General features: G+C 69.7%; 13 protein-coding genes. 7 read left to right on the top strand and 6 right to left on the bottom strand.

What is annotated here, in order from left to right:
• Window positions 1-224 precede the first annotated feature (224 nt).
• Window positions 225-1,172 (top strand): prolyl aminopeptidase, encoded by a 948-nt coding sequence (gene pip, locus ACFWV3_RS29605; RefSeq protein WP_382415863.1) that lies wholly within the window; start codon window positions 225-227, stop codon window positions 1,170-1,172.
• On the opposite strand, the gene ACFWV3_RS29600 is transcribed toward pip, so the two are convergent.
• The 3 genes from ACFWV3_RS29600 to ACFWV3_RS29590 all read right to left on the bottom strand — a co-directional run bounded on the left by ACFWV3_RS29600 (window position 1,169) and on the right by ACFWV3_RS29590 (window position 6,902).
• On the bottom strand, window positions 1,169-2,629 hold the full coding sequence (locus ACFWV3_RS29600) for a tannase/feruloyl esterase family alpha/beta hydrolase (protein WP_382415861.1): 1,461 nt from the start codon (window positions 2,627-2,629) through the stop codon (window positions 1,169-1,171). The genes pip and ACFWV3_RS29600 overlap by 4 nt on opposite strands.
• A gap of 142 nt (window positions 2,630-2,771) precedes the next feature.
• On the bottom strand, window positions 2,772-4,745 hold the full coding sequence (locus tag ACFWV3_RS29595; protein WP_382415859.1) for an amino acid transporter: 1,974 nt from the start codon (window positions 4,743-4,745) through the stop codon (window positions 2,772-2,774).
• Window positions 4,746-4,772: 27 nt separating this feature from the next.
• On the bottom strand, window positions 4,773-6,902 hold the full coding sequence (locus ACFWV3_RS29590; protein ID WP_382415857.1) for a diguanylate cyclase: 2,130 nt from the start codon (window positions 6,900-6,902) through the stop codon (window positions 4,773-4,775).
• Window positions 6,903-7,220: 318 nt separating this feature from the next.
• Here ACFWV3_RS29590 and ACFWV3_RS29585 point away from each other — a divergent pair, with 318 nt between their 5' ends.
• The gene (locus ACFWV3_RS29585; RefSeq protein ID WP_382415855.1) at window positions 7,221-9,887 is read left to right on the top strand and encodes a BTAD domain-containing putative transcriptional regulator; all 2,667 of its coding nucleotides are present in this window, start codon (window positions 7,221-7,223) and stop codon (window positions 9,885-9,887) included.
• 1 nt (window position 9,888) lies between these two features.
• Here ACFWV3_RS29585 and ACFWV3_RS29580 read toward each other — a convergent pair whose 3' ends face one another.
• Window positions 9,889-11,097, bottom strand: a complete 1,209-nt coding sequence (locus ACFWV3_RS29580) for a peptidase inhibitor family I36 protein (protein ID WP_382415853.1) — start codon at window positions 11,095-11,097, stop codon at window positions 9,889-9,891.
• A 56-nt stretch (window positions 11,098-11,153) separates the two neighbouring features.
• Entirely contained in the window at window positions 11,154-11,582 is a 429-nt protein-coding gene (locus tag ACFWV3_RS29575) for a hypothetical protein (RefSeq protein ID WP_382415851.1), read from the bottom strand.
• A 265-nt stretch (window positions 11,583-11,847) separates the two neighbouring features.
• On the opposite strand from ACFWV3_RS29575, the gene ACFWV3_RS29570 reads away from it, so the two are divergent.
• The 3 genes from ACFWV3_RS29570 to cobF are packed head-to-tail and all read left to right on the top strand — an operon-like array spanning window position 11,848 to window position 13,953.
• Window positions 11,848-12,510 carry a DUF2306 domain-containing protein gene (locus ACFWV3_RS29570; RefSeq protein WP_382415849.1) on the top strand — a complete coding sequence of 221 codons (663 nt, stop codon included), beginning with the start codon at window positions 11,848-11,850 and terminating at the stop codon, window positions 12,508-12,510.
• Window positions 12,511-12,536: 26 nt separating this feature from the next.
• The gene (locus tag ACFWV3_RS29565) at window positions 12,537-13,175 is read left to right on the top strand and encodes a peptidylprolyl isomerase (protein ID WP_382415847.1); all 639 of its coding nucleotides are present in this window, start codon (window positions 12,537-12,539) and stop codon (window positions 13,173-13,175) included.
• Between the two features lie 34 nt (window positions 13,176-13,209).
• Window positions 13,210-13,953 carry a precorrin-6A synthase (deacetylating) gene (gene cobF, locus ACFWV3_RS29560; protein WP_382415845.1) on the top strand — a complete coding sequence of 248 codons (744 nt, stop codon included), beginning with the start codon at window positions 13,210-13,212 and terminating at the stop codon, window positions 13,951-13,953.
• 4 nt (window positions 13,954-13,957) lie between these two features.
• Here cobF and ACFWV3_RS29555 read toward each other — a convergent pair whose 3' ends face one another.
• On the bottom strand, window positions 13,958-14,482 hold the full coding sequence (locus ACFWV3_RS29555) for a TetR family transcriptional regulator (RefSeq protein ID WP_382415843.1): 525 nt from the start codon (window positions 14,480-14,482) through the stop codon (window positions 13,958-13,960).
• Between the two features lie 130 nt (window positions 14,483-14,612).
• Here ACFWV3_RS29555 and ACFWV3_RS29550 point away from each other — a divergent pair, with 130 nt between their 5' ends.
• Both ACFWV3_RS29550 and ACFWV3_RS29545 read left to right on the top strand, forming a co-directional pair.
• Window positions 14,613-15,449: an oxidoreductase gene (locus ACFWV3_RS29550; RefSeq protein WP_382415841.1), complete on the top strand. Its 837-nt coding sequence runs from the start codon at window positions 14,613-14,615 to the stop codon at window positions 15,447-15,449.
• 38 nt (window positions 15,450-15,487) lie between these two features.
• A complete protein-coding gene (locus tag ACFWV3_RS29545) occupies window positions 15,488-16,378 on the top strand; it encodes a LuxR C-terminal-related transcriptional regulator (protein WP_382415839.1) in 891 nt (296 codons plus the stop codon).
• The last annotated feature ends 26 nt before the right edge of the window (window positions 16,379-16,404 follow it).

Raw genomic sequence — 16,404 nt, 5'->3', positions numbered from 1 at the left:
GGGGGGTTTTTCCCCTCCACCGCCCCTTCTCGGCCCGGCCCCCACTCCACGGAATCCGCACCAAACAACGCAACAGCAAGCCGCCCAACCCAAACAGGCGTGCCATCAACCCGCAGACGGCGCTGGCCGGTCTTTGATCAGTTGGCGGGGTCCGGGGCAGAGCCCCGCGCACGAAACAGAAACCGACAAGCCAAACAGGACCACCGCGAATACCCTCCCCAACCATGTACGAACAGGTAGCCCCGTACGCAGAAGGCATGCTCGACGTAGGCGACGGCCAGAAAATCCACTGGGAAGCCAGCGGCAACCCAGCAGGAAAACCAGCAGTGGTCTTCCACGGCGGCCCAGGCTCAGGCTCGAACCCCAGATGGCGCCAGGACTTCGACCCCCAACACTGGAACCTGATCCTCTGGGACCAACGGGGATGCGGAAGAAGCACCCCGCCAGCAAGCGACCCGACCACCAGCATGGAACACAACACCACCCAGCACCTGATCGACGACGCCGAAAAGCTCAGAAACCACCTGAACATCGACAAGTGGCTGCTGCTGGGCGGCTCCTGGGGCTCCACCCTGATCCTCGCCTACGCCATCCAGCACCCGACCAGGGTCAGCGAGATCATCATCCCGGCGGTGACCACCTCCCGCCCGGAGGAGTTCGCCTGGATCACCCGCGGCCTGGGCATGTTCTACCCGGACTACTTCGACGCCTTCCAGAACGGTGTCCCCGAACAGGACCGGGACGGCGACCTGGCCGCCGCCTACAACAAGCTCCTGAACTCCCCGGACGAGGCGACGAGGACCAAGGCCGCCTGGGACTGGAGCAAGTGGGACCTCTCCACCATCACCGGCGGCGACAACGACTTCACGGGCACCCGGTACGAGGACCCGACCACCCGCTACCAGCTGGCGCGAGTGGTCACGCACTACTGGGGCAACCAGTGCTTCCTCGAACCGAACCACGTCATGGACAACCTGGACAGGCTCAAGGGCATCCCGGGCATCCTGATCCACGGCAGGAACGACTTCGGCGGCCCCCTGTACACGGCCTGGGAGGTCGCGAAGAGGTGGCCGGACGCCGAGCTGGTCATCCTGAACGACGCCGGCCACGTCATCATGGAGGGCAACAGCATGGACAGGGCCATCACCGCCGCCATCCACAGGTTCCGCTAGGGCGCAACGGGTCCGGGCCGGTGGTACAGGTCCTCACCGGCCCACCGGATCCGGTCCTCGAACCGGAACCCCGGCGCGGCAACGAAGTTCGCCGCGTCGTCCACGGACCCGGACCCGACGTACCGAGCCCGCAGCGGGTACGGGAACACCGGCCGGGTCCGCACCACGGCACCGTCCTGGTCCCGCCCCACAGCGACCACCCGGTCCGGCGTTCGCCCGCCCTCAACCCAAGACACCAACGCGGGCAACGGATCGAAGTTCGTCAACGTGTCCCCGCCCTCGCAGTGCCACATCGACGGCACGACGAAGAGCCGGGCCCAGTCCGGGGTCCGGCCGCCGGTCAGCCGCTGCCAGTAGTCCAGCGTCCCCTCGAACGGCAGCCCCTGGTCGCCGGCGCCGTGCCAGATCACCAGCTTCCCGCCGGCCCGCCGGAACTCGCGGAAGTCCAGCGACAGCGCGTTGGCCTTCACCGTCTCGACAGCGACCCGCCGCAGCTCCCGCACCGTGAACTCGAAGGTCTCCAGCGACGAGCCCGGCTGCCCGATCGGGTAGACGAGGTTCTTCAACCCGTTGTCGGCCAGCCCCGCCGAGATCGCCTGGCCGATCTCGGGCGACGGGTTGAGCCAGAACGTCCACGAGATCTCCGACCCGTAGGCCTGCCCGCCGGGGTAGAGGCGCACACCGCCGTCGGACGGCCCGTCGTACAACCGGCGGACGCGGGCGATCTCGTCGAGCGTCAGCTGCGGGGCGAGCGTCCCGGGGTCGAACGAGCACAGCCGCGGGTCGTCGATCTGCCCGTCCACCAGTCCGTCGAGACCGTCGCAGGCGGCCATCACCGCGTTGTGCAGCAGGAAGATCTTCTCGTTCGGGATGGTGTTGCGCGCGATCCACGCCTGGTACCCGATCAGCGCGGAGTAGTAGTTGCCCGGTGCCGCCGCGACGATCCCGTCGAAGTCGTGCGGATACCGTTGCGCCAGCAGCAGACCCTCGCGCCCACCGTTGGAGCACCCGCTGAAGTACGAGTGCACGGGCGCCTTGCCGTAGAACACCGAGATGATGTGCTTCGACACCTTCGACAACACGTGCGGCGCGCGGAAGAAGTAGTCGTCACGCGCCTTCTGGTCGTTGATGGCCCAGGTGGTGTCGAACCCGTTTCCCGGCGGCGTGACCCCGTGACCGTCGTCGGTCGCGGCCACGGCGGCATCCCCGAACGCGGGCCCGCACGTCGTCGGGAAGTCCGGCTCGTCGATGATCCCGCAGAACCCGCCGCACCCGTACTGCACGTACCGGCCCTGGTATCCGCGGGTCGGCAGCTTCAGCTGGAAGCCGATGTTCGGCTCGATCGTCCCGCGCACGTCGCAGAACTCCGGCGAACCGGCGACGACGACAGCCGAGGCGACCTGGGTCCGTGCGTCCGGAACGTCGAACGACCGCACCAGATCGGCACACGAACGCACCGGCCGCGACCCAGGAGAGGCAACCGCGGGCGTGACCCCCGCCGCGATGATTCCCAATGCTGCCAACAAAATCGATAAGCGACGAAACATGTACAGCGTCCTTTCCCCCTGCAAACGGACGTACAGGGGGAAAGTCTTCCAGCTACCCGACGTGCACGCGTGGCCTCCGGGAGGGATCCTCCTCAGCCGAGCGGATGATCTCGCGTACGACCGGAGGCGTATCGCCACGGCCGAGGATGAGGTAGCGGAACAGGTGCCCCAGCGGGTTCCCCTCCGACCACTCGAAGTGCGCGTGCGGGATGACCCCGGTGGAGTCGCGCAACGCCAGCAGGATCGCCGCGATGGCGTTCGGCGCGGCGGGGGCGGACGCGCGCAGGACGCGGTGCCCGTCCACCTCGACGCCGCGCACGCACAGCACGTCGCTGAACGTCGACGGGTCGACGATGTCGATCTCCAGGAAGATCACGTCCGCCGAGCCGGGCACCGGGTTCATGCCGCGCTGCTCGGTCTCCTTCTCGTCGTACTCCGCCTTGTCACCGGCCTGGCGGCGGTTCGCGATCAGCGTGATGCGGCCGTCGTTGGCGATGGTGTCGGTGATGAACCGCCGGGCCTCGTCGTCGAACTTGATCTTGTCGACGCGCAGCTCCGTCGTGCGGGAGATGCGCGACACCAGCGAGATCACGACGATGCCGAGGATGAAGCCGAACGAGATCGTGATGCCGTCGGGCTTCTCGATGACGTTCTCCACCAGCGCGTACACCAGGACCAGCGTCAGCACCGCGAAGCCGATCGTCGCGCCGCGCTGCTTCTTGCGGAACGCCGAGACCGTCACCGCGAACGAGCCGGACACCATCATCGCCAGGATGCCGGTGGCGTAGGCGCCGGCCTGCGCGTTCACGTCGGCGTTGAAGATGATCGTGATGATGATGCAGATGAGGGTGTAGACGATCACCACGGGACGGACCGCGCGGCCCCACTCCGGCGCCATGCCGTAGGACGGCAGGTAGCGCGGCACGATGTTGATCAGCCCGGCCATCGCGGACGCACCGGCGAACCACAGGATCAGGATGCTGCTGATGTCGTAGACCGTGCCGAACGCCTCGCCGAGCAGCTCGTGCGCGAGGTAGGCGAGCGCGCGGCCGTTCGCCGGGCCGCCCTCGGCGAACTTCTCCTGCGGCACCAGCACGGTCGTGATGAACGACGTGGCGATCAGGTACACGGACATGATCAGTGCGGCCGTCGTGAGGAGCTTGCGGGTGTTGCGCACCCGGTTCTCGAGCCGCTCCTCCGCCGTCTTCCCGTCCGCGGCGACCAGCGGCATCATGCTGACGCCGGTCTCGAAGCCGGACAGGCCGAGCACGAGCAGCGGGAACGCGAGGACCGCCGGTCCGATCACCCCGAAGAGGCCGCCGCCGTGCGCACCCAGCGCGGCGATCCAGCGGTCGAGGGCGTCCGGCGTCGCGAAGACGTCCACGAGGCCCACCACGGCCACGACGGCGTTCAGCGCGAGGAACACCGCCACCAGCGGGATCGCGACGCCCACGGCCTCGCTGAAGCCCATCAGGAACACGCCGCCGAGGATCAGCAGCAGCACGATCGTCACCCAGAGCTCGGCGCCGTGCAGCGCCTCGGGCACGTACGGGTTCTCCAGCGCGTGCACCGACGCGTCGGCCGCGGACAGCGTGATCGTGATGATCCACGACGTCGCCACGAACCCGAGCAGCACCAGCACGAAGATCTTGCCCCGCCAGAACGGCAGCAGGTCCTCCAGCATCGCGACCGAGCCCTGGCCGTTCGGGCTCTCCCGCGCCACCCGCCGGTACATCGGCAGCATGCCGAGCAGCGTCAACGCGACGATCAGCAGCGTCGCGAGCGGCGAGAGGGAACCGGCGGCCAGCGCGGCGATGCCGGGGAGGTACGACAGCGTGGAGAAGTAGTCGACGCCGGTCAGCGTCATGACCTTCCACCACGCGTGCGGCTTGGCGTGCGACTCCTGGCTCTCCGGGCCCGACGGCGCGACGCGGTCGGCGAGCAGCCACCTCCCCACCGGTCCACCGGGAGGGGACGGTCGTTCAGGACTCGGCACCTCGGCGGGGACGGCGTACTCCGTGCTCATGGCGCAGAGCATGCCAGCACGAGGTGATCAAGGCCTGAAGTCCGCCGGAAATCCCGCTTCCTGGACGGACAATCCGGACGGACGCAACATTCCGATGCGGCCTTGCGTGTGCAGGTCGAGGAACATGTCCACTACGTCCGGATCGAACTGTTCGCCCCGGCCTGCCCACAGTTCGCGGCGGGCGCGGTTCTCGTCCAGGGCGGTCTGATGTGGACGGTTCGAGCGCATCGCGGCCCACGCCACGCAGACCGAGAGGATGCGCGCCTCCGCGCGGATGTCCGCCCCGCGCAACCCGTCCGGGTACCCGGTGCCGTCGTAGCGCTCGTGCTGCTGCCGGATCACGTACGCCACGCCCGCGAACCCCGGCACCATCCTGGCGAGCCGGTAGCCGAAGTCCGGGTGCTGGCGCAGCAGCCGCCACTCCTCTTCGGACAGTGCGCCGGGCTTGGTGAGCACCACCTCGGGGATGATGATCTTGCCGATGTCGTGCAGGCGGCCGGCGAGCTGCGCGACCCTGGTCGTCGGCGCGTCCAGCCCGAACTCCCCCGCGGCCACCCCGGCCCAGCGCGACACCGAGCGGCTGTGGTCGTAGCGGTGCAGCCAGCCGTCCACCCGGTCCGCGACCTGGCAGAGGAACTCCGCCATCGCGCCGTCGGTGTCCGGGTCGACCGCGGGCAGCGGCTCGGGGCCAACGGCGATCCTGTTGCGACCGGCCGCCTTCGCCGCGTACAGCGCGCGGTCCGCGATCACGACGATGTCGTCGGGACCGTCGCCATGGGTCGGGAAGCTCGCCGATCCCACGGACACGGTGACGGACAACGGGATGTCGTCGTTGCCGGCGTTGACCGGGATGGGCTTCTCCGCCACGCGTTCACGCAACCGGTTGGCGATGACGGACAGCCGCCCTGGCCCGGCCTCCGGGACGAGCAGCGCGAACTCCTCGCCGCCGTAGCGCGCGAGCACCTCGCCGGCACGGGAGGCCGCGCGCAACCGAGCCGCGACCTCCATCAGCACGTCGTCGCCCGCGGGGTGGCCGTAGTTGTCGTTGATGGACTTGAACCGGTCGACGTCGATGATGAACACCGCGACGTTGCCCTCGCTGCGCCGCGCACGGGCGATCTCCAGCGGCAGCTGCGCCTCGAAGAACCGCCGTGTGTGCAGCCCGGTGAGACTGTCGGTGATCGCGAGCTTGCGCTGGTCCGCGACGAGCCCCGCGAGCCGGGCGATGATCAGCAGCGACAGCAGGGCGCTGCCCGCCGCGATCACCAGCACGTCCTGCGACGACTGGCCGACGTCGTGCACCAGCATGAGGATCGGCGCCGCGAGGGCGGCCGACGACAGCGCGATGATCCGGCCGCGGCTCAGGCCGACGTCCTTGACGTGCGCCCGGTCGACGAGCCGCGCCATCGTCGGGTGCAGCGCGGCCGCGCCCATGCACAGGTTGGCCGACAGCCAGATGGCGTCGAGGAAGTTGCCCGCGTGGTAGCTGCCGTCGAGCTGCTGCAGCACGTAGAGGGTGTCCGCGGTCAGGATGCCCAGCAGGTTGCACGTGAGCAGGACGAAGGCGCGCGGGCGAGGGCCGGCTCCGAAGATCAGCCGCAGGGCCACGACGAAGAGCGCGAGGTCCATCATCGGGAAGCCGAGCGACGCGATCTTCACCAGTACCGGTGACGTGAGGCGCGCCTGCGGACCGATCACGTAGAGCCAGGAGGCCATCCCCGCGACGACCGCGAGCACCGCGGCGTCGAGCAGGCTGGGCAGGTCGAGGCCCGGCGTGCGGCGGCGGATCAGCATGATCACACCCGCCACCATCAACGGGTAATGCCCCAGGTAGAAGATGTCCGCATAGGACGGGTAATCCGTGTGCGCGAAGATGTAGTGCGATGCGTAGAACGTCAAGTCCGCGATCGCGTAAACCACCTGGCTGAGTGCGAGGAACACCCACGGCCGCCGCCATTGCGGCCGGTTCCGCTTGACTCCCGCGAAAGTCGCGATCGCGGCCGAGGCGCTGATCGTGCAGTAGAGCACCACTCGTACCGTTTGACCCGCTGTCCCGGCAGGGCTGACCGGAATCAGGTAGTAGACGCCCAGCAGCAGGTGACCCGCCACCAGGTACATCCACCACGCTCCGGTGCGGCCGGCACGGAAGATGGTCACACGAGACCCCTCGTTCTACGACTTGGTCGAGCCAGGTGATGATGCCCGACTTGGGATGTTCGCGGCACCGCCGTTACTCCAATGAGGTGACCCCCTAATACGGACGCTACCGCAAACCGCTGTTCTGTTTTCCACGCGAAAGAAATCCGAGTGCCGCAGTGGCAACCGGGTGCGCGTGGCCCGCGGTGGTCCCCCGAACGATTTTGGCACGACTTTTCGCTGCTCGACGCGCATTCCCGCCACTCGGTGTGAATCCGAACGTTCACACCCGGCTCTGTGGAAGGTTGCGCGCCTGGTCGACGGACTATCGTGAAGATCGTGGACGGCGTTCGGTTCGGGGTGCTCGGACCGCTGCTCGTCACCCACGGGCAGCGGGCGGTGCGCGTTCCCGCCGGCCAGCCGCGCCAGGTCCTCGTGCTGCTGCTCCTGCACGCCGGCCGGACCGTCGGCGTCGACCACCTGATGTCGGTCCTGTGGGAGGGCGATCCGCCCGCCAGCGCGCGCAAGGCCGTGCAGGTGCACGTGTCCCAGCTGAGACGGGCGTTGAGGGACCTGCCGGGGGTGTCGATCGGCTGGTCGCCGCAGGGCTACCGGCTCGACGTGCCGGACGGGTCGCTCGACCTGCAGCTCTTCCGGGCGGCCGAGGACCCCGACGAGGCGCTGTCGCACTGGCGCGGGCCCGCGCTGGCCGAGCTGACCGCGAACACCCGGCTCGCGCACCAGCTGGAGGAGGAGCGGCTCGCCGCGATCGAGCGCCGGGCGGGCAAGGCGCTCGGGGAGGGCCGTCACCACGAGGTCGTCGGCGAGCTGACCGGGTACGTCGCGGATCACCCGACCAGGGAACGGCTGCGGGGCGCGCTCATGGTCGCGCTGCACCGCGGCGGGCGGCAGGCGGACGCGCTCAGGACCTACGACGAGGGCAGGCGGCTGCTCGCCGAGGAGCTCGGGATCGATCCCGGCCGGGAGCTGCGGGACCTGCACGCCGCGATCCTGCGCGGTGACCTCCCCGCCGTTCCCCGCGAGCTGCCGAAGGCACCGGAGCCGTTCGTCGGACGGCACGCCGAGATTAAGGTGATCACCGGTTCCCCCGATCGCGTGATCGCGGTGCACGGGGCGGGCGGGCAGGGCAAGAGCGCGCTCGCCGTCACCGCGGCGCACGCGATGGCGGACCGCTTCCCCGACGGCCAGCTGTACGTGGACCTGCACGGCGCGACGCCCGGCCGTTCGCCGCTCTCCCCGGCCGAGGTGGTCAGGCGGTTCCTGCGCGCGCTGGGAACGCCTCCGCTCGCGGTGCCCACCGACCCCGCGGAGGCGGCGGCGCTCTACCGGTCGAGGCTCGCGCGCCGCAAGGTGCTGGTGCTGCTGGACAACGCCGTGGACGCCGCCCAGGTCGCGCCGTTGCTGCCGGGTGAGACCGGCTCGGCCGTGCTGGTCACCAGCAGGCGGATGCTCGCGACGCTCGGGGCCCGGCACGTGCGGCTCGACCCGTTGCCCGAGCAGGACGCACTGCGGTTGCTGGGCGACGACGGCCCGGCGGCCAGGCAGGTCGCCCGGGCCTGCGACCACCTGCCGCTGGCGTTGACGATCGCGGCCGCGCGGCTGCGGGCGCGGCCGGACTGGACGACCGGAACGCTGGCCCGCCGGCTCGAGGACCGGCGGCACCGGCTCGACGAGCTGCGCTTCGACGACCTCGGGGTGCGGTCGAGCTTCCAGCTGGGCTTCGAGGGCCTGTCCGAGCGGTCCACGAGGGCGTTCACCCTCCTGTGCTGCCTCACCGTGCCGACGGTGAGCTCGCGGACCGCGCAGGCGCTGCTGGGCCAGGACGACGTGGACCGCGCGCTGGACCCGTTGGTGGACGCCAAGCTCGTCGAACCGTGCGGACCGCAGCGGTACCGGGTGCACGACCTGCTGCGGTTGTTCGGCGCCGAGCAGGCGAACGACGAGCGGCACGAGGCGGTGGGCCGTGCGCTGCTCCACTACCGCGAGACGCTCACCGCGGCACTGCGGAAACTGCGCCCGCACGCCTATGGCGCTCTCACGGACTCCGTTGCGCCACAAGAACTCGACGAACCGTTGCGGTGGCTGACCGACGAGGCCGAGAACCTGCTGGCGGCGGCCAGGTCCGCGGTGGACGAGCCGGGGCTCGCGGAGCATTCCCTGGCCATCGCCCACATGCTGTACCCGCACCTGTTCAAACAGGACAGAGTGTCCGACCTGGTCGAGCTGGGACAGGTCGCCGGGCAGGCGGCGCGCACCGTCGGCACGTCCGCGGCGGTGCAGACGGCGTTGCTCGTGCAGTCGGCCGCGAACCGCCGGATCGGCCGCTTCGAGGTGGCGCTCGCCCAGCTCGGGGAGGTGCTGGAGGCGCGCGCCGGCGACCCGTTCGGACGAGGACGCGCGCTCGCCGGCATCGGCACGATCCACCGCGAGCGGGGTGAGCTGGACCGGGCCGAGTCGGCGCTGGTCACCGCGGTCGAGCTGATGACCGAGCACGGACCTGATGGCGCGCAACGGGTTCCGTTGTCCGCGCTGGCCCAGGTGCACCAGGTCGCCGGCCGGTACGACCAGGCCCTGGAGGCCGCGACCGAGAGCCTCCGCCACGCCGCCCACGACCCGGCGGGAAGGGCGTACGCGCTGGCGTCGCAGGGACAGGCGCTGTTCAAGCTGGGCCGGTTCGACGAGGCTCTCGCGGCACTGGACGAGTGCATCGAGCTGTGTCGGCTCACCGGCGAGCACAACGACGAGTGGCAGGCCCTGCTGTGCCGCGCGGAAGTGCTGCTGGCGTCCGGAAAGGTGGCGGAGGCCACCGAGGACGCCCGGCGCTGCCTGGAGATCACGAGCGCTCGCGGCGACCGCTACGGCGAGGGCGTCGCACACCTCGTGCTGGCCAGGACCGGACCGGGAACGCACGCGGACCGGGCGGCCGAACTGCTCGGCACACCCGGTCTGCGGCGGGACAACCTGCTGGACGGGCTGATCGGGTAGATCAGTCGCCGTAGGGGTTCTGCATCGACACGTGGACGTGGTCGTAGTGCCCACCCGTCACACCGCTGCCCGCGGTGTAGGTGCGCCAGCCCTCGGACGAGCGGGCGACGCTCCAGATCTTGCCGTCCCAGATGACGTAGCGGACGTCGAGCCGGACGGCGTGCTGCCGGAGCCAGTTGGCGAGCTTCCAGCCCTGGGCCTCCTGCGCGGAGCTCGGGTACTGGCCGATCGCGTTCGAGATGGTGCAGTCGAGCGCGTTGCCGGTGTTGTGGTTGCTCGTCGACGGTTCACCCGGCCGGTAGTCACCCACGTAGCACTGCGTCTCGCCGGTCAGCTCGGCGATCTGCGTGCGCACGAACTTCGTGCGGGCGGAGGCGTTCGGCGCCCGGACGGCCTCGGACGGGTTCGTGTTCTCCGGCGGCGTGCCGTAGGGACCGGGGTCGCCGGGGTCCGGGTCGGGGTCGCCGCCACCGCTGTCGCCGATGCGGTGCGAGGCGTTCTCGTTCTTGAGGCCCGCCTTGAGGTTGCCCTTCGCACCCGCGGCGAACGTCTGGTTCGTGCCGCCGTACCCGCTGTTGAAGTAGACGGTGACGGGCTTGCTCGTGCGGTTCCACACCGACGCGGCGTTGTTCTTCACGCACACGCCCTGACCGTTGCCGGAACCCTTGAACTCGTAGCAGCTCGGCTGGCTGTCGCCGTAGTTGGCGACGGAGGTGTCGAAGTCGGACACCGATCCGGCCTGGTCGCTGTTGTAGTACAGGCAGAACTCGTCGTCGTTGCAGACGCCGTCACGGGCCTCGGCCGGCGAGCCGACGCGGTGCGAGGCGTTCTCGTTCTTCAGCCCCGCCTTGAGGTTCCCCTTGGCACCGGAGCCGAACGTCTGGCTGGTGCCGCCGTACCCGCTGTTGAAGAACACCGTGACCGAGCTGCCCTTGCGGTTCCAGACGGACGCGGCGTTGTTCTTGACGCACACGCCCTGGCCGTTGCCGGAGCTCTTGAAGTCGTAGCAGGTCGGCTGGCTGTCGCCGTAGTCCGAGATCGACGTGTCGAAGTCGGACACCGAACCCGCCTGGTCGCTGTTGAAGTAGAGGCAGAACTCGCCCGACTCGCAGACCCCGTTGCGCGCTGTCGCCGCGGAGGCCGGTGCCGTGCCGAACACCACGCTGAGCAGCGCACCTGCCAACGCCGCGAATACCAGTCTTCGTAACACCGTGAGCCCTTCTGTCGGAGGATCCCGGAAATCGGTTGTCGCGATCGCGCGGTGGGTCAGCACCGCTGGCTCGTGGCGGCGGAGCCCTCGCCGCTCGACCACTCGAGCTGGCCGTAGGCCTTGGTGCACACGGTCAGCGTGTTCGCGCCGGAGGACCAGACCTCCTTCTGGTGGTTGCCGCCGCACTTGTAGTCCTCCAGCCCGGAGCTGGTGGAGACGCCGGAGCAGGCCCACCACGTGCCGCTGTGCGAGCTGCGGAAGCCCTCCCACACGTAGGTGTAGGACCAGTTCTTGTTGCAGCCCTTGAACTGCTTCACCGACGCGATGGTCGTGCCGCCCGACTTGATGTACGCGGTGGTGCCGATCTGCGTCACGCCCGACGAACAGGCCGGGTTGGTCTCGGCGTTCGCCGGTGACGCGATGCCGAGCAGCGCGCCCATGACGAGCGCGGCGGTGCCGACGGTGCCGGCGATCCTGGTGAACATCCTTCTCCCCTTGCTGTGTTTCCGTGCGGGTGCGGGTCAGTCGGTGATGTAGCCGGTCACGGCGCAGCCCCCTCAGCAGGCGATCGGGGCTGTCGACTTCATGGCGCCGACACTGCTGAGCAGCGCTCACATCGACCTGACAGGTGTGGTGGGTCAGGTGTCAGCGCCGTGTCAGAACCGCAGCACAACGCCGGTTTCGCCGGTTTTGCGCCGGACGTCAGCGAGCGGTGCGCGAACGGTAAGCGGGTTTCGCGATCGTCGGCGCATGACGTGGATGCGCAAGCCCTGGGTGGGCCCGTTGGCCTTCGTGGTGGTGGCGTTCGTGGCGTTCTCGCTGCCGCCCTACCTGACCGGTGACCGTCTGCAAGCCCGCGTGCAGTCGGACTGGGGACCGCACTACCCCCTGCTCGTGCTGCACGTCGTGTGCGCGTCGGTCGCGATCCTCACGTGCGTGGTGCAGATCTGGCCGTGGTTCCGCACGCGCTACCCCGCCCTGCACCGCCGCATCGGACGCGTGTACGTGTGGGCGGGCGTGCTGCCGTCCGGCCTGGCCGGTCTGGTGATCGGCTGGATGACGCCGTTCGGCCCGGTGGCCGCGGTGAGCAACGTGATGCTGGCCGTGCTGTGGCTGACGTTCACGTGGCTGGCGTGGCGCGCGGCCAGGCAACGGCAGTTCCGCGACCACCGCAAGTGGATGATCCGCAGCTTCGCGCTGACCGTCTCGATCATCACGAACCGGATCTGGGGCGTGGTGGCGTTCCTGCTGCTGGCCGGCAGCGTGCCGGAGGACCGGCTGCCGCAGACGATCGCGGGGATCTCGACGTGGACCGGGTGGACGGTGTCGTTGCTGATCTCGCAGTGGTGGCTGGAACGCAGGCCGGCGCGGCGCCGTGCCGCGGTGGAGCAGCGCGAGGCCGTTCCCGCCTGACGCCGGAGCGACTACGGTCGGCACGCATGAGGCTACTGCTCGCAGTTCTGATGATGGTCGTCCTCGCCCCGGTCGCGTCCGCCTCCCCGGTCACCCCGACCGCGCGGTGCGAGTTCATCCCCACGCCGGAGAACCCGGCCGCCCGCCCGGTCCAGCCGCCCAGGCCGGTCGTCCCGGCCCGCGGCACCGTCAAGGTCACCATCGTGACGAACTACGGCGTGGTGGTCGCGAACCTCGACCGCGCCAACGCGCCGTGCGGGGTGGAGAACTTCGCGCACCTGGCGCGGAGCTGGTTCTACACGATGTCCCAGTGCTGGCGGCTGACGGACACCACGCGCCTGGGCGTGCTGCAGTGCGGTGACATCTACCGGGCGGAGGAAGGCGGCCCCGGCTACCGGTTCGCCGACGAGGTCACCGGCCAGGAGACCTACCCGCGCGGCACGATCGCCTACGGCAACCAGGGTCCCGGCACGAACGGCAGCGAGTTCTTCATCGTCCACTCGTTCGCCAACATCAGTCCCAAGTACACCGTGATGGGCCACGTGACCCACGGCATGGACACGCTCGACCGGATCGTGAAGGCGGGCATCGTGCCCGACCCGGACGGGCTGCTCGACGGCGCGCCGAAGAAGCCCGTGGTGATCCTGCACGTCCTCGCGGCCTGACAGCCGTCCGCGACCGCGTTGTTAGGGTGTCGCGGTGCGGAAGATCCTGGTCATCGGTATCGGCGCGGGCAACCCCGACCACCTGACGGTGCAGGCCGTGAAGGCGTTGCAGACGGTCGACGTGTTCTTCGTGCTCGACAAGGGTTCCGTGAAGCAGGAGCTCGTGGACCTGCGCGCGTCGATCCTCGCCGAGCACGTCACGCGGCCGTACCGCTGGGTCGAGGGCCGGGACCCGGACCGCGACCGCACCCCCGCCGACTACGCCGCCACGATCGCGGCCTGGCGCCGTGACCGCGCCGACGTGGTCGAGGAGTTGCTGGCGGAGCTGGGCGAGGACGAGGTCGGCGCGTTCCTGGTGTGGGGCGACCCGTCGCTGTACGACTCGACCCTGGCGATCCTCGACGACCTGCTGGGGCGCGGCGCGGAGTTCGCCGTGGAGGTGATCCCCGGCGTCACGTCCGTGGCGGCGCTGACGGCCGGGCACCGGGTGTCGTTGAACCAGGTCGGCAAGCCCGTGCAGATCACCACCGGCCGCCGCCTCGCCGAGGGCTGGCCGTCCGATGTGGACGACGTGGCCGTGATGCTGGACGCCCAGTACTCGTTCGAGGGCGTCGACCCGGACACCTGGATCTACTGGGGCGCGTACCTCGGGATGCCGGACGAGATCCTGGTGTCCGGACGCGTCGGCGACGTGGCGGCGGAGATCCGTTCGGTGCGGACCGAGGCTCGGGAGCGCAAGGGCTGGATCATGGACACCTACCTGCTGCGCCGCCCTTGACCGCCTACTCGGCGATCAGCCGTCGCACTGACCGTTCCACGAGCTCACGGGTGGCGTTCGGCGTGCTGAAGGCGAGGATCGACATGTGCACGACCAGGTCGAGCAGGTCGGACGCGTCGAAGTCGGCCGAGACCTTGCCCTCCGCCTGAGCCTGTGCGAGGGCCTCGACCTTGTGCCGGTAGGCCTCGGCCTCCGCCTGGGGAACGTCGTCGAACCCGTTCTCGAGACGGTGGTAGGCCGCGAGCCGCAGCAGCCGCGGCTCCTCGACGTAGGCGTCGAACAGCCGGCCCGCGTAGCCGGGCAGGTCCTCCGGCGTGATGGGTGTGGACGCGATCATGCGGTCGATGTGGATCTTCAGCAGCTCGTCGAACAACCCCTCCTTGCTGCCGAAGTAGGCGTAGATCATCGCCTTGTTGCAGCCGGCCTTGGCCGCGATGCGGTCGACCCGCGCCCCGGCGATGCCGTACTCGGCGAACTCGTCCGCCGCGGCTTCGAGCAGCTTGGCCTTGGTCGCTTCCTTGTCCCTCACCACACCTCACATTCTAACCAACCGGTTGGTCGAATCAACTAACCAGTTGGTTGACAGCGCTCGCGGCTTCTGGTTGTCTGGACTTAGCAACCAAACGTTTAGTTAGTACGAGCGGTCAGGAGCAGAGGTCATGAAGGTCGCACTGGTCACGGGAGCGTCGTCCGGCATCGGCGAGTCCACCGCGGTGGAGCTGCACAAGGCCGGCTACACCGTCTACGCGGCAGCCCGGCGGGTGCAGCGGATGGAGGGCCTCCGGGCGCAGGGCATCCGCACGCTGGCGATGGACGTCACCAGCGACGAGTCGATGGCCGAGGGCGTCGAGAAGATCATCGGCGAGGCCGGGCGGATCGACGTGCTCGTCAACAACGCCGGTTACGGGTCGTACGGCGCCGTCGAGGACGTGCCGCTCGACGAGGCGCGGTACCAGTTCGAGGTCAACGTGTTCGGACTGGCGCGGCTGGTCCAGCTGGTCTCGCCGCACATGCGGCGGGCGGGGAGCGGGAAGATCATCAACGTCTCGTCGATCGGCGGGCGGATCTACGAACCGCTCGGGGCCTGGTATCACTCCACGAAGTTCGCGGTGGAGGGGCTGAGCGACTCGCTGCGGCTGGAGCTCCGGCCGTTCGGGATCGACGTCGTGGTGATCCAGCCCGGCGGGATCAGGACCGAGTGGGGCGGCATCGCGGTCGAGAACCTGGAGAAGACCTCGGGCGGCGGCGCCTACGCCGAGCAGGTGCGGCAGCTGGCCGCGTTGTTCGCGCAGACCGAGCGCGGCAGCGAGCCGAAGGTCATCGCGGACGTCATCGTCAAGGCCGCCGGGGCGAGGAGGCCGCGCACCCGGTACGCGGCGGGGTTCGGGGCGAAGCCGATCCTGTTCACCCGCAGGGTGCTGCCGGACCGGGCGTTCGACGCGATGTTCCTCGGTGCCCTGCGCCTCTTCGGCCGGCCACGGGAGCAGAAGGTCTGAGCAGGTACCTTCGGTTCAGAACCACCGAGGGGAGTCGTGTGCACGAGGGGCTGTCGCCGGAAGCGGAGAAGCTGTACCTCGCGATGGTACGCGGGGGCCAGGCGGAGCTCGGCGCGGCGCACGACGAGCTCGAACGGCTCGGGCTGGTGCGCGAGTCCTCGGTGCGGCCGCCGCGGTCGGTGCTGGCGGCGATCGCCTCCGGCCACGAGGCCGCCGCGGTGCGGGCCCGCGAGACCGCCGAGGTGCTGGCCGCCGCCTACGCCGCACACGGGGCGAACGAGGTCGACTTCGTCGAGGTGCTCCAGGACGCCGGCGAGGTGATCAGCACCTTCGAGGAGATGCAGGGCCGGGCGCGGGCGGAGATCAGGGCGCTCGACCCCGGCTCGTACCTCAGCCCGCAGCCGGAGGCCAGTTCCGCCCAGCCCCCGGCGCTGGCCCGCGGGGTCGGGTACCGGGTCGTCTACGACTCCGAGCTGCTGCAGACCGAGCTCGGGTTCGCGTCGGTGCAGGAGAGCATCGCGGCGGGCGAGCAGGCGCGGACGTTCCCCGGTGTGCCGTTGAAGCTCGTGATCGCGGACTCGGACCGGGCGTTGATCGCGGTGCCGACGGTCACCGGCGGGAACGTCGTGGCGCTGCTCATTCACCCGTCCGTGCTGCTCAGCGCGTTGATCGAGCTGTTCGAGGCGTTCTGGCGGATGTCGGTGTCGATCACCCCCGGCAGCCACGAGGGCACCCAGGAGGAGCCGACGACGGCGACCAGGAGGGTGATGGCGCTGCTCAGCGCCGGTCTGACCGATGAGTCGATCGCGCGGGAGCTCGGCGTGAGCGAGCGGACGGTGCACCGCCGGGTGAGCCGGCTGCAGCAGTTGCTGGGCGCGCAGACCCGGTTCCAGCTCGGCGTGCAGGCGTCACGGCGCGGGTGGCTTTAGTCACCCAAAGTCACGAGCGCACAAAC

This window comes from Lentzea sp. NPDC059081, from assembly GCF_042738015.1.
Taxonomy (GTDB): domain Bacteria; phylum Actinomycetota; class Actinomycetes; order Mycobacteriales; family Pseudonocardiaceae; genus Lentzea.
This window is presented reverse-complemented; position numbering and strand designations above follow the sequence as displayed.